We start from the raw sequence: 21,690 nt of genomic DNA, 5'->3' as shown, positions 1-21,690 counted from the left end.
TTCTGCTTTTGCGCAGCGAAGTTGCAGAAGTCATGCCAGCGGGTTGCGCCGATTAACCATGTGGTAAGAGACTGAATTGGTTGTGCAGCGATAACGCCGTATGCGCGACGCTGCCTGCAGCTTCTGCCACAGCGGAAATTTATTCCCGCCCGGTATGGTGAATGAAAGCTTAGTTCGCCGGTGTGGCCGGGCCGGTCACGCTGCCATCCCAGCCGCCGCCCAGCGCCTTGTACAGGCTGACATTGGCGCTGTAGCGGCTCAGCGCCGCCTGCACCATGGTGTCGTTGGCGGCGAAGACCGAGCGCTGCGCATCCAGCAGGTCGAGGAAGCCCACCGTGCCGGCGCGATAGCGCGAGTCGACGATGCGATAGGCGTCGTTGGCCTGGTTGAAGGCTTCCGAGGCGAAGCCGTATTGCCGGCCGGTATGCACCGTGGCACCCAGCGCATCCTCGGTATCGCGGAAGGCGCTCAGGATGGCGCCGCGATAGGTCTCGACCAGTTCATCCTTGGTGGCGCGCGAGAGTTCCTCGCCGCCTTCCAGCCGGCCGCCCTGGAAGATCGGCGCGGTCAGCCCGGCGGCAATCGAGTAGATCATGGTGCCGGGATCGAACAGGGTCGCTGTCTGGGCACTCTGCGTGCCGATGCGGCCGGTGAGATCGAGGCTGGGGAAGCGCGCGGCACGGGCGGCGCCGATATCGAAATTGGCGGCGCGCAGATCGGCTTCGGCCTTGCGCAGGTCGGGCCGGCGCAGCAGCAGTTCGGAGGGCAAACCGGCCGTGACCGGCGGCAGGGTGAGGGCGGCGAGGCTGTCGCCCTGCACGACAAAGCCCTGCGGCGGACGGCCGAGCAGCACGGCCAGCGCATCCAGCGTGGTGCGTTCGGTCTGCTGCAGGCTGGCGACAGTGGCGCGCTGGGTGGCAACGCTGCTGCGCTGCTGCGCCACTTCGTAATCGGTGATGATGCCGTTGCTGCGCTGGGTCTCTAGCAGGTCGAGGATGCCCTGGGCGGCGCCCAGCGTTTCATTGGCCAGGCGGATGCGGTCGCGCAGTGACAGCAGCTGGAAATAGGTGCTGGCGATATCGGCATAGAGCGTGATCGCCACGGTCTCGCGGTTGTAGCGGCTGGATTCCAGCCGGGTCAGCGCCGCATCGGCGGTGGCGGCACTGCCGCCGAACAGGTCGACCTGATAGCCGGCGGTGAGGTCAGTGCTGAAGCTGTTGCGGATCGTCGAGCCGTTGCGGGCCGCGCTGTTGCTGGTCGTCGTGGTCGTTGTCGTGGTGCCGGTGTTGCGGCCCTGGCGCGTGCGGGTGGCGCTGCCATCGGCGCCGAGCGTGGGATAGAGATCGGCGCCGGAAATCTTGGCCTGGGCCTCGGCCTGGCGGATACGGGCGACGGCAACGCGCAGGTCGGTGTTGTTGGCCTGGGCCTCGCTGATCAGCCGGTTCAGCTCGGCGCTGTTGAAACCGGTCCACCATTGCGCATCGGGCCACAGGTTGACGGCATCCTGGCGGCTGTCCCAGGCGGCCGGGGTTTCCACCTTGGGCTTGAAATAGTCAGGCACCATCGAGCAGGCACCGAGCGAGACCAGGACGACGGCGGTGGCCGTCAGGCGGGCAGGGGACGACATGGATTATTCCGCAGCGAGAGCGACGACAGGATCGAGATCGGCGGCCTTGCGCGCCGGCAGATAGCCGAACAGCAGGCCGGTGGCGAAGGCGCAGAAGAAGGCGAGCAGCACCGGTTCGGGCGAGAAGATCACCGGGCGGCCGAAATAGGCGAACAGCCAGGTGACACTGAGGCCCAGCGCGACGCCGATCAGGCCGCCAAGCGTGCAGATCGCCAGCGCCTCGGAATTGAACTGCATCATGATGTTGAAGCGCCGCGCGCCGGTGGCCATACGCACGCCGATCTCGCGGGTGCGTTCGGTCACGCTGACCAGCATGATATTCATGACGCCGATGCCGCCGACCAGCAGCGAGATGGCGGCAATCGAGCCCAGCAGGATGGTTAGTGTGTTCTGGGTTTCCATGGCGGTTTCGATAATGGAGGCCATGTTGCGGATCTGGAAATCCTCGGCACGATGGCGCGCCATCAGAAGCTGCCGGATATCCTCCTGCGTGTCATTGATCTGCTTCACGTCCTGCACCTGGACTGTGATGGTGCGCACATAGCGCTGGCCGAAAAGCCGCAGCATGCCGGTGCTCAGCGGCACGTAGATGATGTCGTCCTGGTCGGCGCCCCAGGGGGTGGCGCCCTTCGGGCTCATGATGCCGATGACCTGGAAGGGAATATTGTTGAGCAGCACATAGCGGCCGATGGGGTCGGTGCCCTCGAACAGGTTGTTGGCCACGGTCTGGCCGATCACCGCCACCGGCAGGTAGGATTTCACGTCGCTTTCGGAGAAGAAGATGCCTTCGGCCACCGGCCATTCGCGCGCCACCGGGAAGGGTGCGGTGGTGGCATTGACCTGGGTGACATAGTCGCGGCTGCCGGTGCGCACGGTGACATTGCCGGTATATTCCGGCACCGAGGCCAGGATGTTGTGCACCTCGGCGGCGATGGCATCGGCGTCGTCTGCGGTCAGCGTCGCCGTCACGCCGCCGGCCTGGCGGATGTTGGGTGCCCCGGGGCGGATCAGCAGAAGGTTGGTGCCCATGGCGGTGATGCGGTCGAGCACCGACTGCTTGGCGCCGTCGCCGATGGCCAGCATGGCGACCACAGAGGCGACACCAATGATGATGCCCAGCAGGGTGAGCAGGGTGCGCAGCAGGTTGCTGTGCAGGGCCTGCAGCGCCATGCGGCCGGCTTCCAGCGCGTCGAACAGGGCGAAACCGGTGCTGCGGCCGCGGGCCGGGCGCAGCGGCGTGGCCTGCGCCGGCGCGGTTTCAATCTCGGGATGCGTCACCGGCTGGTCGGCGATGATATTGCCGTCCTTCAGTTCGATGATGCGGTTGGCCTGGGCGGCCACTTCGTGATCGTGGGTGATCAACAGAATGGTGTGGCCCTGGGCATTCAGGTCATGCAGCAGGCGCATCACCTCGGCGCCGCTTTTGCTGTCCAGGGCGCCGGTCGGTTCGTCGGCCAGGATCACGGCGCCGCCATTCATCAGCGCGCGCGCAATCGAAACGCGCTGCTGCTGGCCGCCCGAGAGCTGCGTCGGCCGATGATCCAGGCGGTCGGAAAGGCCCAGCTGGCTCAGCAGGGCTTCGGCGCGCTCGCGGCGCTGGCTGCGCGGCAGGCCGGCATAGATCGCCGGCATCTCCACATTCGCGGTGGCGGACTCAGACGGCAGCAGATTGTATTGCTGGAAGATGAAGCCGAAGGCCTCGCGCCGCAGCAGGGCGCGGCCATCGGCATCCAGGGTGGAGACTTCATCGCCATCAAAGCGGTAGCTGCCCTGCGTCGGCCGGTCGAGCAGACCGATCAGGTTCATCAGCGTCGATTTGCCCGAGCCCGAGGCACCCATGATGGCGACGAATTCGCCGGCATGGATATCCAGCGAGATGCCATGCAGCACCTCCACGGCTAGGGTGCCGCGATAGAAGGTCTTGCGGATGTCGCGCAGGGAAATGATCGGCGCCGGATGAATGGCGGCCGTCGTCTCGCTGCCCGGAAGCATCACGTTCATGGGCTTACAATCGCGGCGGCGGGCCTGGCCGCTGCTGCGCGGCAGCGGCCGGCGACCTGGTCGCGGTCACATCGATCACCACCACATCACCCACCTCCAGGCCTTTGCTGACGGCAGCATTGACGCGGTTGCTGGCGGCGACTTCAACGGTGCGGCGCACCGGCGTGCCATTCTCGATCACGCGCAGGCCGTAACGGTTCTTGCCCTGGGGGATGGCCCGCAGCGCCGCCATCGGCACCACTGGCAGATTCTCGGCTTTCGAGATGACGAAGAACACCTGCGCGCTCATCTGGGTCAGCAGATCCCGCTCGGGATTGGCGACATCGAACAGGGCCGAATACAGCACCACGTTGTTGACCACTTCCGGCGTCGGCAGGATCTGGCGCAGCTTGCCCTCGCGGCGCTTATCAGGTTGCCCCAGTGTGGTGAAATAGGCGGTCATGCCCAGCGTCAGCTTCGGCACATCGGCTTCCGACACCTGGGTCTTCACCGTCATGGTGTCGAGATCGGCGATGCGCAGGATGATCGGCGCCTGCTGGTTGGCATTCAGCGTCTGGCCCTGGCGCGCCGTGATATCCACCACGGTGCCGGTCATCGGCGCATAGATCTTGGTGTAGCTCAGGCTGGCCTGGTCGGACCGCAGGGTCGATTCACCCTGCTGGATCTGGGCGTCCAGCACGGCGATCTGCGCGACCAGCGATTTGCGGCTGGCTTCGGCGCTGTCATAGGCATCCTGGCTGGTGGCGCGGCCGGCCAGCAGGTTTTTCTGCCGCTCGAACTGGCGCTCGGCCAGGGCAAGCTGCACCTGCTTGTCGGATTTCTGCGCGCGCAAGGCCATCAGGTTGGCCTGGTCGGCGGCGACGCGGGCTTCGTAGATGGTGGGATCGATCAGCGCCAGCAGCTGGCCCTGTTCAACGCGCTGGCCGAAATCAACCGCGATCACCTTCAACTGGCCCGATACCTGGGTGCCGACATCGACATAATTCAGCGGCTGCAGGGTGCCGACAGCGGAGACGGTGTCTTCCACGCTGCCCAGCGCCACGGTCTGGGTGCGGAAGGCCGGCTTGGTATCGGCGCGTGCCGACCAGAACCACCAGGCGCCGCCGGCGAGCAGGGCAACGACGACGGTGGAAGACAGGATAAGGGATGTGCGTTTCATGATCTGGGTTTATGGGCCGTTTCCAGATCCAAACGGAAGAGGCATCTGAATCCTGCGTTATTCCAGCCGGGTCTAATATATGGCCTGCTTTCAATATGGTGCCTGTTGCACGGAAGCCACTGTGATCGGAATGTTTATGCAAATGAGTTGCAAAAGCGACTGAGCCAATGATATTGCATCCGCGTTCCGCAGCGAATCAATCCCGATGCGGATCAATTTGAGGGCGGCGGCCAGACGGGCGTTCTTCCCTTAACCTATTGCTGTGGCTTGGATTCTCCGGGCCCAGAGCGCGACCCAGCCAGCCTTTCCCGGCCCTGCTTCAGGTTCCGGGTGCCAGCCAGGTTCCCACCCTTTGTTCCGAGGTGAACCATGGCTTTGTCTGATACCCCCCTTCCTGTTGTCACGCCCACCGTTGGCCGCCTGCGGCTCGGCCGCGTCGCGCCGCATATCCTGGGCGCGGCTTCTGCCGTTGCACTTGGCGCCGCCGGTCTGCCGGCCATGGCGCAGGAGAGCAAGCCGACGCAGTTGCCGGCCATTTCAGTGGAAGGCCAGAAGCCGGCCGGTTCACCGGCCGATCCTGCCGTGGACTACAAGATCGACCGTGTGCAGTCAGGCAAGTTCACCGAGCCGCTGCTGGACACGCCGCAGACCATCAACGTGATTCCGCAATCGGTGATCGAGGAGCGTGCAGCCACCACGCTGAAGGACGTGATCCGCAGCACACCGGGCATCACCGCGCTGGGTGGCGAGGGTGGCGGTGCGCAGGGCGACAATTTCCGCATCCGCGGTTTCGCCGCCAACAACGACATGACGCTGGATGGCATGCGCGACATGGCGCAGACCACCCGCGATCCGTTCAATCTTGAGCAGATCGAGATTTTCAAGGGCCCGTCCTCCAGCTATGCCGGCCGCGGCTCCACCGGCGGCACGCTGAACCAGGTCAGCAAGACCGCCAAGCGCAATGCCTTCCAGAATGCCGATATCACGGTGGGCACCAACGAAACGCTGCGCGCGACCGTCGACGTTAATCAGCCGCTGGATGGCTGGCTCGGGCTTGATGGTGCGGCCCTGCGCCTGAATGCCCTGGGTCACCAGTCAGAAGTTGAAGGCCGCGATCTGATCGAGAACGAACGCTGGGGCTTCGCGCCGACGCTGGCCTTGGGGATGAACAAGCCGACCAGGGTGACGGTCAGCTATTTCCATCTGTCACAGGACAACAAGCCCGACTACGGCCTGCCGCTGATCAACGGCCGCGTGCCCGATCAGGCCCGCAAGAGCGGCTATTACGGCCTGTACAATATCGAGACCGAACAGACTGAAACCGATGTCGGCACCATGCTGTTCGAGCATGACTTCAACGACACTTACACGCTGCGCAACCAGCTGCGGTACGGTGAAGACCTGCGCTACATGATCGTGTCGCCGCCGCGCATTTCAGCCGCCTATATTGCGGCAAACCAGCTTGGCCACAATTCCACGACAGGCACGGGCAATGCGTCGGGTCGCGACAGCAAGAATACGCTGCTGGTCAACCAGACCGATGTGACCAGCCGCTTCGATACCGGCTTTGCCGGTCACATCCTGGTGACTGGCCTCGAACTGAGCCGTGAGACCTATCGCAACGCGGCTTTCAGCTATACCGGGGTGCCGATTGGCAACCTGTCCAATCCAAATCCCTATCAGTCCTACGGCACCTATTCGCGCGGGGCGCTGTCACAGGTCGAAACCCAAGGTGCGGCGCTCTATGCCTTTGATACGATCAAGCTGGATCCGCAATGGGAGTTGGTCACCGGCCTGCGCTGGGACTATTTCGACGCCCATAGCGACTCCACCGCAACGACCGGCGTTACCACCTCGCTCGGCCGTACCGACAAGGAATTCAGCTATCGCGCAGGCCTGGTCTACAAGCCGGAAGAGAATGGCAGCGTCTATGTCTCTTACGGCACATCGTTCAACCCGTCCGCAGAAAGCCTGTCGTTATCGAATGCGCTGACCAATGCGGCCAACGTGAATGTCGCGCCGGAGACCAATGTCAGCTACGAGGTTGGCACCAAGTGGGACGTGCTGGACAAGAAACTCAACCTGGCCACCGCCATTTTCCGCACTGAAAAAACCAATGCACGCACAGAAGACCCGAACAATTCTCTCGATCAGGTCGTGCTGGAGGGCGAGCAACGGGTCGATGGCGTTGAATTCAACATCACCGGCGAACTGACCGACAAGTGGAAGGTGATGACGGGCTACACCTACATGACCAGCGAGGTGACCAAATCGAAGAATCCCGCCGAGCTGGGCGCCAAGGTTGGCCAGGTGCCGCGCCATACCTACACCCTGTGGACGACCTATCGCCTGCCTGCCGATTTCACCGTCGGCTTCGGTGCCCAGTATGTTGGCGAGCGTGCCATCAGCACGACCAACCAGAACGACCTGTCTGGCTACACGGTCTTCGATGCGATGCTGAGCTACCAGTTGACCAAGAATGTCGAGCTGCAGCTCAACCTCCTGAACCTGACCGACGAGTTCTATCTGGAAACCGTCCATCCGGGCGGCGGCCACGGCACGCCGGGCGCCGGCCGGACTGCCCTGTTGACCACCAGTCTGAAGTTCTGAGCAAGCGTTCAAACCACGCGCAGGAAACGCGCGCCCCGCCCGTGTTGAAACCGGGCGGGGCTTTTCCGTCTTGACCCGCAACGGCTTTCGAGGGGGAGCCTGGCCATGATGCTGCATATTCCGCAGGTGCTGAGCAAGCAGCAGGTTGCCCATTGCCGGCAGGTGATGGATGCGGCGCAGTGGGTCGATGGCAATATCACTTCGGGCCCGCAGGCCGCCCTGGCCAAGAACAACATGCAGCTGCCTGAAACGGCGCCGGAGGCGCGCCAGCTCGGCGAGATGGTGCTGGATGCGCTGGAGCGCAGTCCGCTGTTCATTTCGGCCGCCCTGCCGCTGAAGGTGTTTCCGCCGCTGTTCAACCGCTATGCCGGTGGACAGTCGTTTGGCATACATGTCGACAACGCGATCCGCGGCTTTCCCAATGCGGACTTCCGCATCCGCACCGATCTGTCCTGCACGCTGTTCCTCGCCGAACCCGACGAGTATGACGGTGGTGAGCTGATCGTCGAGGATACCTATGGCGAGCATCGTGCCAGGCTGCCGGCCGGCGACATGGTGCTGTATCCCTCCACCAGCCTGCATCGCGTCACCCCGGTGACCCGCGGCGCCCGTGTCGCCTCCTTCTTCTGGCTGCAGAGCATGGTGCGCGACGATGGTCAGCGCAGCATGCTGTTCCAGCTCGATACCTCCATCCAGCAGCTGGTCGCCCGGCTCGGCAATGCCGATGCGCAGGTGGTGCAGCTGACCGGCATCTATCACAACCTGCTGCGGCGCTGGGCCGACAGCTAGAACGGGACGCTTCCTCATGGCCGGCAAACCGAAAACCGTGCGCTACTGGCTGCAGCAACTGCATCTCTGGGTCGGACTGATCCTGCTGCTGCCGCTGGTGATGATGGGCATCACCGGTTCGGTGCTGGTCTACGCCCATGACATCGAGCATCTGCTCGGCCAGGCGGGGCCGCAGGCGACGACGCCGGGCGAATGGCGCAGCCCGGGCGAGATCGTTGCCGCGGTTCAGGCCGCCAATGCTGAACCGGGCCGCCTGCCGATCGCGGTGCGCTGGCCCTCAGAGATCGGCGAGCCCGCCGCCGTGCGGCTGTCGCGGCCCGGTATGGCCGGCGAACGCCAGCAGATGCGCGGCGGCGCGCCGCAGGCCGGTGCGCAGGGCCAGGCGGGTGCCCAGGGCGCGGTGCCGACGGTCAGCCCGTTTGCCGGCAGCCGGCAGATCCTGGTCGATCCGGTGTCGCTGCAGGTGCTGGATACCCAGCAGGCGATGACCGGCTGGGTGCGGTTCTTCCACGACCTGCATGGCCATCTGTTCATCACCGGCGGCCTGGGCCGCGAACTCGTCGGCTGGCTCGGTGTTGCCATGCTGGTTCTTGGCACGTCCGGGCTGATCATCTGGTGGCCCCGTCCGGGGCAGTGGAAATCTGCCTTCACCATCCGCAAGGGTGCCAAGGGCCTGCGGCTGCATCGCGACCTGCATGGCAGTGTTGGAATCTGGACCCTGCTGCTGTTCCTGCTGGTGAATTTCACCGGCGTCTATATCGCCTTCCCGCAACAGCTCGGCGCCGTCGTGAATGCCGTGTTCCCCGGCCGCGACATGCGGGCTGCGATGTTCCAGGCCCGTGTCGAGCGGCCGCAGCCGGGGCAGACCGCCATCGCACTGAATGATGCGGTCGCCCTGGCGCAGGACCAGGTGCCCGATGCGCGCTTCCTCAATGCCTTTCTGCCGACCCGGCCGGAGCAGGCACTGCGTATCGGTCTGGTGCGCGGCGTGCCAGAGGATGGCGCGCCCAGCATCACCGTGCTGATCGATCCCTGGCGGCACAGCGTGATCGATGTGTTCGATCCGAAAACCTTTTCCACCGGCGAGACGATCATCGCCTGGCAGCGCGCCCTGCATTACGGTACCGGCCTCGGCGGCCTCTACAAATTCCTGGTCTTCGTATCCGGGGTGATCATTCCCCTGTTTGCAGTGACCGGCACCATGATGTGGTGGCTGAAGCGCCGCAACCGCCGCGCCACGGAACTGGCCAAGCAGGCGGTTCTGCGGCAGGCTGGCCAGAACCAGACCCTGGATCAGAGCCCGGAAGGTCGCGCCGCAGAATAGCCGTCGTCGATCCGGCCCTGGCTGTCACAGCCGGCAGTGCCGATCCGTCTAAGGGGTATCTGAGCGAAAGGATGCCCCGTGACGAAAGATGATGCGGCACAGGAAGACGCCAGCGCGCGTTTCGAGGCGCATCGCCGCCGGCTGTTCGGCCTGGCCTATCGCATGCTGGGCAGCGTGGGCGATGCCGAGGATGCCGTGCAGGATACCTATCTGCGCTGGCATCGCGCCGACCGCAGCGCGATCCTCAACCCGGAAGCCTGGCTGGTGACGGCCTGTACCCGCCTCTGTATCGACCGCCTGCGTGCCGCCAAGGCGGAGCGCGAACATTATCCCGGCATCTGGCTGCCCGAACCGCTGGTCGAACTGGAGGTCACTGTCACCGGCGCCGAAGCGGCCCATGAGATGGCCGATGACCTGTCGATGGCGCTGCTGGTGGTGCTGGAGCGGCTGACGCCCGCCGAACGCGCCGCCTACCTGCTGCGCGAGGCTTTCGATTACGACTATCCGCAGATCGCCGTTGCACTGAAGAAAACCGAGGCCGCCTGCCGCCAGCTGGTAAGCCGGGCGCAGAAACACCTGAAGGATGCACGCCCGCGCTTTGCCGCCGACGAAGCGGCAGCCCGCGCCCTGGCCGAGAAATTCTCCCGTGCCACGAAAGCGGGCGATGCGGCGCAGTTTGCCGGATTGCTGGCCGAGGATGCCATGCTGTGGTCAGACGGCGGCGGCAAGGCGGCGGCAGCGCTCAACATCATCCACGGGCCGGACAAGGTGGCACGCTTCTTCATCGGCATCCGGCGCAAGCTGCCGCCGGGGCTGCGGCAGGTGAATGCGCGCATCAATGGCCAGCCTGGCTGGCTGCTTTTGGATGGCGAGGTGCCTTATCTGGCGCTGGCGCTGGATATCATGGATGGGGCGGTGCGCAACGTCTTCATCATGCGCAATCCCGACAAGCTGGCGCGGCTGCCGGCGGTATAGGCGAGATCAGACGTCGATATCAGACGTAGATATCGACGTAGCGGCCGAGCTTGGAATGCACGGCGCGCAGCACGGCGGCAAAGGATGCGATGGCGCGGTTTTTGGGCTTCTCCACCTTGGCCGGGCCTTCCAGGCGGCGCAGGGCGCGCTGCCACAGGCGCTCTTCCATATAGCGTTCGGTGGCTTTGGTGGTCCGGCGATAGGCGGTGGCAGCGGGCACGCGGCGCACAGTCGTCATGGCGGATCTCCTGTTTTCTACGGGAGCGGCGGATGCAAGCAGCCGGCCGCAGCCCCTTCAGGCTGCCGTGAGCTTAAGCGCGATTGCGCGCGTCCGGTTGCGACCAGACTGTGGCCTTGCGTGACAACAACGCGACACAACTTTCGGGTTTCGCCCGAAAACCGGGTTTTCGGCCTGGCGCTGCTACAGGCATGAAAAAGGCGGGCCAGAGGGCCCGCCTTTTGGTGCTGCGCCAGTCAGCGAAGCTTGGCTTTAAGTCTTCTGCCGGTTCAGCAGACGCAGACGCAGCGCGTTCAGCTTGATGAAGCCGGCCGCATCCTTCTGGTCGTAAACCGAGTCTTCCTCGAAGGTGACATGCGCCAGGCTGTAGAGCGACTTGGGCGACTTGCGGCCGACCACGCTGACCGAGCCCTTGTACAGCTTCAGCCGCACGGTGCCTTCGACATTCTGCTGGCTCTTGTCGATCAGGGCCTGCAGCATCTCGCGCTCGGGCGAGAACCAGAAGCCGTTGTAGATCAGCTCGGCATAGCGCGGCATGATCTCGTCCTTCAGATGTGCGGCGCCGCGATCCAGCGTCACCTGCTCGATGCCGCGATGGGCCATGTGCAGGATGGTGCCGCCGGGCGTCTCATAGATGCCGCGGCTCTTCATGCCGACGAAGCGGTTTTCCAGCAGGTCGAGGCGACCGATGCCGTGCTTGCCGCCCAGTTCGTTCAGCTTGGTCAGCAGCGCGGCCGGCGACAGCTTTTGACCGTTCACCGCAATCGCGTCGCCCGTCTTGAATTCGACCTCGATATATTCCGGCTGGTCCGGCGCCTTCTCGGGATCGACGGTGCGCGAATAGACATAGTCGGGCGCTTCCACCCAGGGGTCTTCCAGCACTTTGCCTTCGGCCGAGATATGCAGCAGGTTGGCATCCACCGAGAAGGGCGCTTCGCCGCGCTTGTCCTTGGCGATCGGAATCTGGTGCTTCTCGGCAAAGTCGATCAGCGTGGTGCGCGAGGTCAGTTCCCATTCGCGCCAGGGCGCAATCACCTTGATCGAGGGGTTGAGCGCATAGTAGCCCAGCTCGAAGCGCACCTGGTCGTTGCCCTTGCCGGTGGCGCCATGGCAGACCGCATCGGCACCGACCTCGCGGGCGATCTCGATCTGGCGCTTGGCGATCAGCGGCCGGGCGATCGAGGTGCCGAGCAGGTAGAGGCCTTCATACATCGCATTGGCGCGGAACATCGGGAAGACGAAGTCGCGCACGAATTCCTCGCGCACATCCTCGATGAAGATCTGCTTCACGCCGAACATCTCGGCCTTCTTGCGCGCCGGCTCCAGTTCCTCGCCCTGGCCCAGATCGGCGGTGAAGGTCACCACCTCGCAGCCATAGGTTTCCTGCAGCCATTTCAGGATCACCGAGGTGTCGAGGCCGCCGGAATAGGCGAGGACCACCTTCTTGACGCTGCCATGCTTGCTGCCGCTCATCGGGCGCACTCCTTAACTCTGCTTGGGAAAGCCGGGAAAATCGGGCCGGAGTATAGGCATGGGCCGATGGCGCGCAAGCCGTGCAGGGTGGCTCTGTCGCCGCAATTCCGGCGCAATCGGCTCCTAAATCGGCTTCAGACGCCAGTCAGAAGTCGGACACGATGCCCTTGCGTTCCCAGTCGCCGTAGCGGGTGGGTTCGGGGCCCTTGGGGCCGTCTTCCTCGCCTGGCGCCTGGGTCAGCTTGATCGCCGGCTGGGCCGGCGCCAGCGGCTTGCCGGTCTTGGGGTCGATGGGCCGGGTATCGGTGGCGTTGCCATCCAGGGAGGGGACGGCGTCTTTCGGCTGGTTCGGATCGTCGGCCATGGCGGCACCATCTTGCGGCGGGGTACGGGCTTCTTACATATAGCGGTGCGGGCTGGCCGGAAAGCTTTTGGCAGGTGGGCGGTCCGCCACGGAAAGAGGTTGGGAGACCATGAACTACTTCAAGACGGGTTTGCTTCTGGCGGCCATGACGGCGTTGTTCGGCGCGGTCGGTTTCCTGATCGGCGGCGAGGCCGGCATGCTGATCGCGCTGGCGGTGGCCGCCGTCATGAACCTGTTTGCCTACTGGAACAGCGACAAGATGGTGCTCTCCATGTATGGCGCGCGCGAGGTCGATGCGCAGACCGCACCGGAATTCTACGGCATGGTGCAGCATCTGGCGCAGCGCGCCGGGCTGCCGATGCCCAAGGTCTATGTCATCGACAACGACCAGCCCAATGCCTTCGCCACCGGCCGCAACCCGGAGAATGCCGCCGTGGCGGCCACCACCGGCCTGCTGCATCGGCTCAGCCGCGAGGAAATCGCCGGCGTGATGGCGCATGAGCTGGCGCATGTGAAAAACCGCGACACCCTGATCATGACGGTGACCGCGACGCTGGCCGGCGCCATCGGCATGCTGGCAAATTTCGCCATGTTCTTCGGCGGCGGCAGCCGTGACGCGGAGGGCAACCGCAGCGGTCTGGGCATCATCGGCAGCCTTGCCGTGATGATCCTGGCGCCAATTGCCGCCATGCTGGTGCAGATGGCGATCAGCCGCAGCCGCGAATACGACGCCGACAAGGCGGGTGCGGAGATCAGCGGCAATCCGCAGGCCCTGGCCTCGGCGCTGCAGCGCATCAGCGGTTCGGTCGAACAGGTGCCCAATGCGCAGGCCGAGGGCAATCCGGCCACCGCGCATATGTTCATCATCAACCCGCTGCATGGCGGCGCCATGGACAGCCTGTTCTCGACGCATCCGAGCACCGAGAACCGCGTCGCCGCGCTGATGCAGCTGGCGGGCGGCATGTCTGGCGCCCGGTCCTACCAGCAGCCGGCCTATGCCGCGTCGTCGCCGATGCCGGTGCGCCCGGCCGTGTCCGGCAGCGGTTCGGTGCCCAGCTCGGGCGGTCGCCGCCGCATCAGCCCCTGGGGTGGCCGGCGCTAAGTCGCCCCGCTCATTGGCGCTGCCACCAGCCGCGACGGCTCGCCTGCGGCGGCACCGTCCAGCATCTGGCGCTGGCGGTGGAACGCCACCAGCGCCGGCTTGTGGCCGATGCTGAACACCGCCGTCTGCGGCAGTGAAGCGCGCAGGGCATCCAGCGCCTTTTCCTCGGTGGTGTCATCCAGCGCCGATGTGGCTTCATCCAGATACAGCCATTGCGGCTTCAGCAGCAGGGCGCGGGCCAGCTGCACGCGCTGCTGCTCGCCGCCCGACAGCTGCTGCTCCCACACGGCCTCTTCATCCAGCCGGTTTTCCAGCTTGGACAGATCGAGCGCGACCAGCGCGGCGCGGTACTCGGCATCGGAGAACTGCGCCGGGTCGCGCGGATAGGCGAGGGCTGCGCGCAATGTGCCGTGCGGCAGATAGGGCTTCTGCGGCAGGAACAGGCTCACATCGTCGGCCGGGCGCTGCAGCCGGCCGGTGCCGAACGGCCACAGGCCGGCGATGGCGCGCAGCAAGGTGGTCTTGCCCTTGCCCGAACGGCCCTGCACCAGCAGGCTGTCGCCAGCCGCAAGCCGCAGGCCATCAGCGCGCATCAGCGGCTTGCCATCGGGCAGGTCGAGCGTCAGGGCATCGACGCTGAGGGCATCGCCGGTCTGCGCCACCGTGATCTGCGACTGGGTGGAAATCCGGCGCGCCCGGTCCAGACCGGTGCGGAAGGTGGTGAGGCGGTCGATCACCGCGCGCCATTCGGCGATTTCGGAATAGGATGTGATGATGTAGCTGAGCGCCTCCTGCACCTGGCCGAAGGCGGAGCTGATCTGCATCAGGCCGCCCAGCTGGATGGCGCCGCTGAAATAGCGCGGCGCGCCGACCACGAAGGGAAAGATCACCGCCATCTGGCTGTAGCCGGCGGTGAACCAGGTCAGCTGTTTCTGCTTGCGCATAATGTCGTAGAAGTTGCCGAACACGGCGGCGAAGCGTGCGCCCAGCCCCACACGCTCGACCGTTTCGCCATGCTGGAAGGCGATGCCCTCGGCATGTTCGCGCACGCGCACCAGATGGAAGCGGAAATCGGCTTCCATATGCTGCCGGTCGAAATTCAGTTTCACCAGCGGTCGGCCGATCAGATGGGTCAGCCAGGTGCCGGCGGCGGCATAGATGATGGCGACCCAGACCATGTAACCCGGAATCGCATAGTCGGTGCCGCCAAGGGTGATGGCGAAATCGCCCGACAGGTTCCACAGGATGCCGAGGAAAGACACCAGCGTGACCACGGCATTGAGCAGGCCGAGCGTCAGCGTCAGCGAATAGGCGGGGAAGAGCCGCAGGTCTTCGGCGATGCGCTGGTCGGGATTGTCGGTGCCCAGGCCCAGCATCTGCATGTGGTAGTAGCGCTTGCCGCCCAGCCAGTCGTTCAGCCAGTGCTCGGTGAGCCAGCGGCGCCAGCGGATCTGCAGCATCGACTGCAGATACTGGCGATACACCGCCACCACGATGAAGGCGATGGCAACGCCGGTGAAATGCAGCAGCAGGGTCTTGAAGGCCTCGAAATCCTTCTCCTGCAGGGAATTGTAGAAGTCGTTGTACCACTGGTTGAACCAGACGCTGAGCCCCACGCTGCCGAGATTCAGGATCACGATCACTGCCAGCAGGCCCCAGGCGCTGCGGCGTTCCTTGCGGTCGGTGAAATAGGGTTTGGCCAGTGTCCAGAAGGCACGGGCGAAGCTGAGGCTGGCGGATCGCGGCATGAGGATATTCCCGGGCGGAGGGCGAGACTGAACGGCGCGACCCTAGCCCGGGAACTGTGGCGAAGTCTTGGCCTGACGACGGAAAATCGGCCGGATGAAAAATGTTTAATCCGCGGCGAATGCCGGCGCGTAGGTTCCGAAGCTCCAGAGGTGCCCTTCGGGATCACGGGCGGCAAAATCGCGCGAGCCGTAATCGGTATCGCGGATCTCCATGACGATGCGGGCACCGGCGGCCTTGGCGCGGGTGAACAGGGCGTCGATGTCTTTCACCACGATGTAAACGCCCTGCGTGGTGCAGCCGGCTTCCTGTGGCGTCGACAGGGCAAAGGGGCCATCCGGTTGCCGGCTGCCGAGCATCACCATGCCCTGGCCGAGCTGCAGTTCTGCATGGGCAATGCCGCCCTTGCCATCCGGGTGCGACATCACGGTTTTGAACCCGAAGGCTTTTTCCAGCCAGGCGAGTGCGGCCGGTGCGTCGCGATACTGCAGGAAGGGATAGATGCTGGGGGTCATGCGCGTCTCCAATGATGGCGCGGCGAAAATAGGTGGGGTGCGGCGCGCCGTATTGGAAAAATGTAACCTGATGCGGCGGCGGTTCAGCCGACCGGCAGGCCGTATTGATCGGGCAGGCGGTCGGCCAGGTAATCGCCCGGCGTGCGGCCGGTCAGCTGACGGAAGTCGTTGGCGAAATGTGCCTGGTCGAAATAGCCGGCATCCTGGGCAATCGCACTCCAGCGGGCCGGCTTCGCATCGATCAGGGTGAGCGCATGGCGGAAGCGCAGGATGCGGCTCACCGATTTCGGCGTCAGGCCGACATGCTCGCGAAAGCGTGCAGCCAGCAGCTTGCGGCTGCAGCCGAGTTCGGTGGCGAGCGCCGCCACCGTCATCCGGCCGTGGCTCTGCTGCAGCTGCCGCAGCGTCCAGGATGCCTCGCGGGCGCCGGCGATGTCGAAGCCGGGCGCAATCGCCATGCGCTGTTGCAGCATGGCATCGAGCAGGCGAAACCCGGCGTCCCAGCTGTTGACCGCCTGCAAGCCTTCAATCAAGTCTCGCGCAACAACCGGTCCGAGCAGATCGGCCAGATCGAAGGCCCGGTTGGTCAGCGCGCGCATCGGCAGACCGAAAAAGCGCCGCGCGCCCTGCGGCGTGAACATCACCTGGAAGCCGCGCTGGCTGCCGGTCGAGTCCGAGACGGCATAGGCATCGCTCAGGCCGGCGGCGAAACCGGCACCACTGGCGACGGGAAGGGTATGCCCGTCGGTATCGATGATGGTGATCGGCGCACCCAGATTGACGATCAGCACCGCCTGGATACCGGGCAGCTCATGCCGACGGGTGAAGCGGGTGTTGCGCTCGTCATAGCCACTGTAAGTGTCGACCAGGCCGCGCAGGGCCGGCGCCGGTGGCGCCAATGCCATTTCCCAGCAGCCAAGATCGGAGTGATGGTGCAGCAGCTTCATCGCGCCAGTATTCTGATTCGTCCGACGCCGGTCCAGCCCTATTGCGCCGGACGTTCGAGGTTGAAGCGGATCGGGACGATGAAGGTGACCCTGTCACTGCCCTGCGGCAGTTGCGGCGGCGGGAAGGGCGCTGCCCGCTGTGCCATGCCGAGTGCTGCATCATCAAGCGCGCTGTGGCCGCTGGGCTGGACAAGCCGGAGTTCGAGCAATCGGCCGGACCGGTCCAGGGTCAGCGCGATATGCGGCGCGCCCTCCTGGCGGCGCAGGCGGGCCGTGCGCGGATAGTCGCGGTGGCGCGCCAGCCAGTCGAGCAGGATCGGTGCATAAGCCGGTGTCTGCTCAGGCGCGGCCGGCACTGCTGCCGCCGGCGCCGCCACAGCCGGTGCAGCAGCCATTGCCGGAGCCGGAGTGTCGGCAACCGTTTCCCCGGGCGTCGTGATCGCGGGGCCGGTGGCAGGAACCGGGCGTGGGCGAACCGGCGGGCGCGGTTTGGGCTCGACCCTGGGCGGCGGCACAGGTGTCGCCAGCTGCGGCTCGGGCTCAGGTTCGGGTTCGGGCGCGGGCTCTGGCGGCGCGGCTGCGGCCGGGGCCGGCGGGGCGCTGGCTGTCGGGCCGGGCAGGTCGAGCAGAATTTCAAAGACGATCGGATCCGCATCGCGCAGCACCGGCGCGATCGCGCCGATCAGGCCGAAGGCCACCGCCGCATGAACGGTGATGGCCGGCAGCAGACCCCGGAGCGGTATGTCCCGCTCCGGAGCTGTCGGCAGTCTATCGTCGAGCGTTACCAACGGTACTCGGCGCCGACATACACGGCCCGGCCATCGCCCGGATTGTAAAGAGTCGAGGTGGCGGTCGCGGTGGCCGCGACCCCGACATTGGAGATGTAGGTCTTGTCCAGCAGGTTGCGGCCGTCGACGAACAGCTTGAGGCCGTTGCCGAAGTCATAGCCGGCCTTGGCGCCGAGCAGGGCATAGGGATCGGTCTTCAACGCGCGGGTATTGGCGTTGTCGACATAGTAGCCCTGCGGCACCCATTCCACATTCGGCCCGCCATACCAGCCACTGGCATGGCTGTAGCGCAGCTCACTGCGCAGGAAATGCCGGGGTGCGCCGGGGATGTCGTTGTTGCGATAGACGCGGTCGCCATCGAAATGGAAATCGCTATAGGTATAGGCGGCCCGGATCGATGTCTTGTCGTCTTTCGAAACCACGTCGCGCAGCGCGATCCATTCGCCGCCCAGCTCGATGCCCTGGTGAATGGTTTCATCGGCATTGAACACGTTGGTGGTATTGCCCACGGTCTGGAACTGCAATTCATTCTGCAGCCAGGCGCGATAGAGGGCGGCATCCCAGGCGAAATCACCGGCCTTGCCGCGGGTGCCGAGTTCAAGGGTCTTCGAGTCCTGTGCCTTCAGGTTATTCTGCACGCCGGTGGTGCCGAGTTCGGAAAACGGCGGCGGCTCGTTCGACCAGCTGAGGTTGGTGAACAGCTGCTGCTGCGGTGCGTAGTCCCAGCGCGCGCCGATCTTGGGGTTGATGCTGTCATAGTTGCGCTTGAACGACTGGTTGCCGTCGCCGAGGAACTCGTCCTTGTATTCGCGATAGGCAAAGGTGCCCTGCAGGCCAGCGATCAATGCCACCGTCGGCACGACATAGAAGGCGTTCTCGCCGTAGATTTCGGTGGTGCGCGAAATCTGGTCGGAATCCGACAGCAGGGCGCCGCGCGATCCGCCCACATTGTTGAACTGCTTGGCCTCCATGCGGCCGCCAAAGTAATTGATACCCAGTGTGGTCTCGTTGCGATGGTCGGCGATCTGCTGTTCGTCGGTCCAGCGTGCGAAACCGCCGCCGTTCAGTTCATAATTATCGATCACCCGGTTGAAGCCGCCGAACAGCGGATGGAACAGGTCCTTGCGCGCGGCAAAGGCACCGACCGTCACCTCGCCGCTGTCGGTCAGGAAGCTGGTCTTGTTGGCGCCCCGCAGGCTGTCGATATTGCGCTTGGTGTTGCCCTGGAAGTTGGCGGCCGCGGCCTGCTTCGGATTGGCCAGGGCCTGGGCGCGCGTCAGGCTGCTGGGAATCTTCTGGTTGATATCGGCGGCCGACAGGAAGAAGCGTGTCTCGGCGCCATCACCAAAGCGATAGCCGAGATTGCCGTTCAGCCGCCTGTAATCCTGATCGGAGTGGTCGCGGAAGCCCTCGGAATGGCTGTAGGTCGGGGTCACGTAGTAATCATACTGGCCCAATGCCATGCCGACGCCGAACTGGCTGCGCATCGACTGGAAGCTGCCGAATTCCTGCCGCACCATATAGCCCGGCTGGCTGCGGCCGGTCGGGCTGACGAAATTGACGGCACCGCCCAGCAGCGAGGCGCCATACTGCATCGCATTGGCGCCCTTGTAGATCTCGGTATAGTCCACGGCGAGCGGATCAATTTCCATGGTGTCGCCACCACCATCGGCATCGGTGATCGGGATGCCGTCGCGCAGAATGCGGGTGCCGCGCAGGTGGTTGTTGCGCGACAGGCCGGAGCCGCGAATCGAGAGCCGCGAATCTTCCTGGCCGTATTTCGACTGGGCGAAGACGCCGGGCACGTAATCCAGGACATCGCGCACGGTGTTGGCGTGGCCATCGCGGATTTCCGCGCTGGTGACGATATCGACGCCACCGGCGGTTTTCTCGATGCGTCGCTTGGCCTCCTCGGCCGCGGGCACGGTGATCGCCTCGTCTTCCGGCTTTGCGGTGACGGTGACCGGTTGGGTCATGGTCTGGCTGCGGGCATCAGGGGCCAGCAGCGCGATCGCGGCGGTGGCCCCCAGCAGGGCGAGGGCCAGGCGTGGCAGCAGCCGCTCGGCGGTGCTGCGGGTGACGAAATACGGGGTTGGATTGCAGGTCATGGATGGTCTCGCTGACAAGGTCGGGACGCAACGCGCAGACATGCGGCGGCCGCAGCCGCGCAGAATCGTGGCGTCGAACCCGAAAAAGATGGATCTGGCTTAGTGCTTGTGCTGGTGGCCGCCGGCGGTCGGCATGCCCGACGATCCGGCTTTCTGCACCGGAACGCTGAGCGTCACCGTGCCGGCCTTTTCGAAGGTCAGCGTGAGCGGAAAGCTGGTGCCTTCCTTCAGCGCCTGCTTCAGGCCGATCAGCATCACGTGATAGCCGCCGGGCTCCAGTGCGGTCTGGCCATGGGCTGGCACCGGGATGTTGTCCACCGCACGCATGCGCATGGCATCGCCATCCTTGATATGCGTGTGCAGCTCGACCGTCTCGGCCACCGGCGAGGCGGCCTTCAGCAGCTTGTCCGCCGTGCCGCCGGCATTCTTCAGGGTCAGGAACACGCCGCCCACTTTCGCCGGCGTGGCGCGGGCAAACGGCTGCAGCACCTGGATGTCGCCGGCCTTCACGCTGGCCTGCGGGGCATCGCCGGCAATGCGGATCAGTGCCGCCGGCCGCTCGGCCCTCTGGCCGGCCGCCGGAATCTGGTCCCAGCGGGTTTCGCCGCCGGCGCAGGTCTGTATCACCGGCAGCCAGAGCTGCTGGCCCGGCGCATCGGGCAGTTTCAGAACCAGGCCGAATTCATCGAACTGCTCGTTCGGCAGGCTGCCGCCGCGCCAGTTGATTGCGCTGACCACCGTGTCGGTCTTGTGGCCATGGCCGGCATCGATCGGTTGCGCCAGCTTGGTGGTTTCCACCGTGATTTCCCAGCCCGGCTTGGGCTGGGCGCTGGCATTGGCAACGCCTTCGGGGATGGTCACGCGGATCGCCGTGGTCGGCTTGCCAGCGCCGCAGCCATGGCCGACGCGCAGTGCCGTGCGGAAATAGCTGCCCGGTTTCGCCTCGGCCGGATCGGCGACGATATGGGCATGAACAGGAGATGAAAGCAGGGTGGCGAGCGCCGCGGCGCCCGCAAATTTGGTGATCGACATTGGGAAAACTCCCGGAATCCTGAAAACAGACGAAGCGGTGGCTTAGTTCAGGAAGCGAAAACCGGGGGCGCGCGCGCCTGGGGCGGCAGAGAGGATGCCGAAGCCGCCGTGCTGGACGGCGTCGCGCCATAGAGCACCGTGATCGCCAGGCTGGGCAGCGCCAGCACGATGCCGACGGGCAGGATCGCATGGTTCAGGCCGGCGGTGGCGAAGCAGACCGGGCAGATGCGGCTGCTTTTTTCGCTTTTGGCCGGATCGGTATCGACCGGGGCGCCGTCTTTCAGGGCCACGGTGCGGAATCCCAGCGCCGAGCAGAGCACGACCTGTTCGATGCCCTGGGCCGCCTGGATCTGGCGGGCGAGCTGATGGGTCAGCGGCAGCAGGCCGTGGAACAGCAGTGCGCAAAGCGCCACCAGCGCCGCCAGCCGCGCAAGACCGTGTCTTGCGGCGGGGCGGGGAAGGCGGGCTATGGCCGGCAGGCTACGCATGGCGCACAGGCTTACCCCCGGGGGCGGCTTTGGGCAAGGGCGCGGTTTGCCGCAGGATCGCCGGGCGGGCCGGTCTATTTGACGGCATCTCCCCAGGCACTTAAGGTCGCCGGCGATGGTCCGCCGCGGCGATTCGCCAAAACGATCCGATGCGGTGGTGAAAAGGGAACGCGGTGCGGGACTTAACCCTCTTCAGGGGGGCGTTCTCAGGCCGCGGCAGCCCCCGCTACGGTAGGCGGCGAGTCCTGCGCCAGAGTGCCACTGGGATACTCATCGCGATGATGAATGACCCGGGAAGGCGGTGCAGCCGACAGCGACCCGCAAGCCCGGAGACCTGCCATCGCTGTTCCGGCGGACCGCCCTGCATCGGGGGATGATGCAATGGCCGGTTTGCTTTTTTCGAG

At 65.1% G+C, this 21,690-nt stretch carries 18 protein-coding genes and 1 riboswitch; of the genes, 5 read left to right on the top strand and 13 right to left on the bottom strand.

From position 1 onward, the window contains the following. Positions 1-169: 169 nt before the first annotated feature. From AAG821_RS12405 to AAG821_RS12395, 3 genes are read right to left on the bottom strand one after another with little or no spacing between them, the layout of a single operon-like run. Positions 170-1,627 carry an efflux transporter outer membrane subunit gene (locus AAG821_RS12405; RefSeq protein WP_341912691.1) on the bottom strand — a complete coding sequence of 486 codons (1,458 nt, stop codon included), beginning with the start codon at positions 1,625-1,627 and terminating at the stop codon, positions 170-172. A gap of 3 nt (positions 1,628-1,630) precedes the next feature. Beyond that, the gene (locus tag AAG821_RS12400) at positions 1,631-3,619 is read right to left on the bottom strand and encodes a MacB family efflux pump subunit (RefSeq protein ID WP_341912722.1); all 1,989 of its coding nucleotides are present in this window, start codon (positions 3,617-3,619) and stop codon (positions 1,631-1,633) included. Between the two features lie 13 nt (positions 3,620-3,632). Further along, positions 3,633-4,787 (bottom strand): efflux RND transporter periplasmic adaptor subunit, encoded by a 1,155-nt coding sequence (locus AAG821_RS12395; protein ID WP_341912689.1) that lies wholly within the window; start codon positions 4,785-4,787, stop codon positions 3,633-3,635. Between the two features lie 369 nt (positions 4,788-5,156). Between AAG821_RS12395 and AAG821_RS12390 the strand changes: the two genes are divergently transcribed. From AAG821_RS12390 to AAG821_RS12375, 4 genes are all read left to right on the top strand, one after another. Further along, entirely contained in the window at positions 5,157-7,397 is a 2,241-nt protein-coding gene (locus tag AAG821_RS12390) for a TonB-dependent siderophore receptor (RefSeq protein ID WP_341912687.1), read from the top strand. A 105-nt stretch (positions 7,398-7,502) separates the two neighbouring features. Next, positions 7,503-8,186: a Fe2+-dependent dioxygenase gene (locus AAG821_RS12385; RefSeq protein WP_341912685.1), complete on the top strand. Its 684-nt coding sequence runs from the start codon at positions 7,503-7,505 to the stop codon at positions 8,184-8,186. Between the two features lie 16 nt (positions 8,187-8,202). Then, entirely contained in the window at positions 8,203-9,510 is a 1,308-nt protein-coding gene (locus AAG821_RS12380) for a PepSY-associated TM helix domain-containing protein (RefSeq protein WP_341912684.1), read from the top strand. Between the two features lie 78 nt (positions 9,511-9,588). Continuing rightward, the gene (locus AAG821_RS12375; protein ID WP_341912682.1) at positions 9,589-10,485 is read left to right on the top strand and encodes an RNA polymerase sigma-70 factor; all 897 of its coding nucleotides are present in this window, start codon (positions 9,589-9,591) and stop codon (positions 10,483-10,485) included. Positions 10,486-10,504: 19 nt separating this feature from the next. On the opposite strand, the gene AAG821_RS12370 is transcribed toward AAG821_RS12375, so the two are convergent. From AAG821_RS12370 to AAG821_RS12360, 3 genes are all read right to left on the bottom strand, one after another. Continuing rightward, on the bottom strand, positions 10,505-10,723 hold the full coding sequence (locus AAG821_RS12370; RefSeq protein ID WP_341912680.1) for a hypothetical protein: 219 nt from the start codon (positions 10,721-10,723) through the stop codon (positions 10,505-10,507). Between the two features lie 252 nt (positions 10,724-10,975). Then, complete coding sequence (locus AAG821_RS12365) at positions 10,976-12,196, bottom strand: argininosuccinate synthase (protein ID WP_341912678.1); 1,221 nt, start codon at positions 12,194-12,196, stop codon at positions 10,976-10,978. Positions 12,197-12,341: 145 nt separating this feature from the next. Continuing rightward, positions 12,342-12,560 (bottom strand): succinate dehydrogenase assembly factor 4, encoded by a 219-nt coding sequence (locus tag AAG821_RS12360; protein ID WP_341912676.1) that lies wholly within the window; start codon positions 12,558-12,560, stop codon positions 12,342-12,344. Positions 12,561-12,669: 109 nt separating this feature from the next. Between AAG821_RS12360 and htpX the strand changes: the two genes are divergently transcribed. Continuing rightward, a complete protein-coding gene (htpX, locus tag AAG821_RS12355; RefSeq protein WP_341912674.1) occupies positions 12,670-13,662 on the top strand; it encodes a zinc metalloprotease HtpX in 993 nt (330 codons plus the stop codon). On the opposite strand, the gene AAG821_RS12350 is transcribed toward htpX, so the two are convergent. The 7 genes from AAG821_RS12350 to AAG821_RS12320 form a co-directional block, all read right to left on the bottom strand. Further along, positions 13,659-15,410, bottom strand: coding sequence for an ABC transporter ATP-binding protein/permease (locus AAG821_RS12350; RefSeq protein ID WP_341912672.1), 1,752 nt, complete (start codon positions 15,408-15,410; stop codon positions 13,659-13,661). The two genes, htpX and AAG821_RS12350, sit on opposite strands and share 4 nt — an antisense overlap. 105 nt (positions 15,411-15,515) lie before the next feature. Next, positions 15,516-15,923, bottom strand: coding sequence for a VOC family protein (locus AAG821_RS12345; protein WP_341912670.1), 408 nt, complete (start codon positions 15,921-15,923; stop codon positions 15,516-15,518). 83 nt (positions 15,924-16,006) lie between these two features. After that, on the bottom strand, positions 16,007-16,870 hold the full coding sequence (locus AAG821_RS12340) for a helix-turn-helix transcriptional regulator (RefSeq protein WP_341912668.1): 864 nt from the start codon (positions 16,868-16,870) through the stop codon (positions 16,007-16,009). Between the two features lie 38 nt (positions 16,871-16,908). Further along, the gene (locus AAG821_RS12335; protein ID WP_341916292.1) at positions 16,909-17,568 is read right to left on the bottom strand and encodes a TonB family protein; all 660 of its coding nucleotides are present in this window, start codon (positions 17,566-17,568) and stop codon (positions 16,909-16,911) included. An 83-nt stretch (positions 17,569-17,651) separates the two neighbouring features. Continuing rightward, a complete protein-coding gene (locus AAG821_RS12330) occupies positions 17,652-19,766 on the bottom strand; it encodes a TonB-dependent receptor (protein WP_341912664.1) in 2,115 nt (704 codons plus the stop codon). Positions 19,767-19,865: 99 nt separating this feature from the next. Further along, the gene (locus AAG821_RS12325; RefSeq protein ID WP_341912662.1) at positions 19,866-20,798 is read right to left on the bottom strand and encodes a DUF1775 domain-containing protein; all 933 of its coding nucleotides are present in this window, start codon (positions 20,796-20,798) and stop codon (positions 19,866-19,868) included. Positions 20,799-20,845: 47 nt separating this feature from the next. Continuing rightward, entirely contained in the window at positions 20,846-21,286 is a 441-nt protein-coding gene (locus AAG821_RS12320; protein WP_341912660.1) for a DUF2946 family protein, read from the bottom strand. A 99-nt stretch (positions 21,287-21,385) separates the two neighbouring features. After that, positions 21,386-21,643: riboswitch (cobalamin riboswitch) on the top strand. The last annotated feature ends 47 nt before the right edge of the window (positions 21,644-21,690 follow it).

The organism is Ferrovibrio terrae, from assembly GCF_943372915.1.
Classification (GTDB): domain Bacteria; phylum Pseudomonadota; class Alphaproteobacteria; order Ferrovibrionales; family Ferrovibrionaceae; genus Ferrovibrio; species Ferrovibrio terrae_A.
Note: the sequence above shows the minus strand (reverse complement) of the source record. Positions and strands in the feature narration are given on the sequence as shown.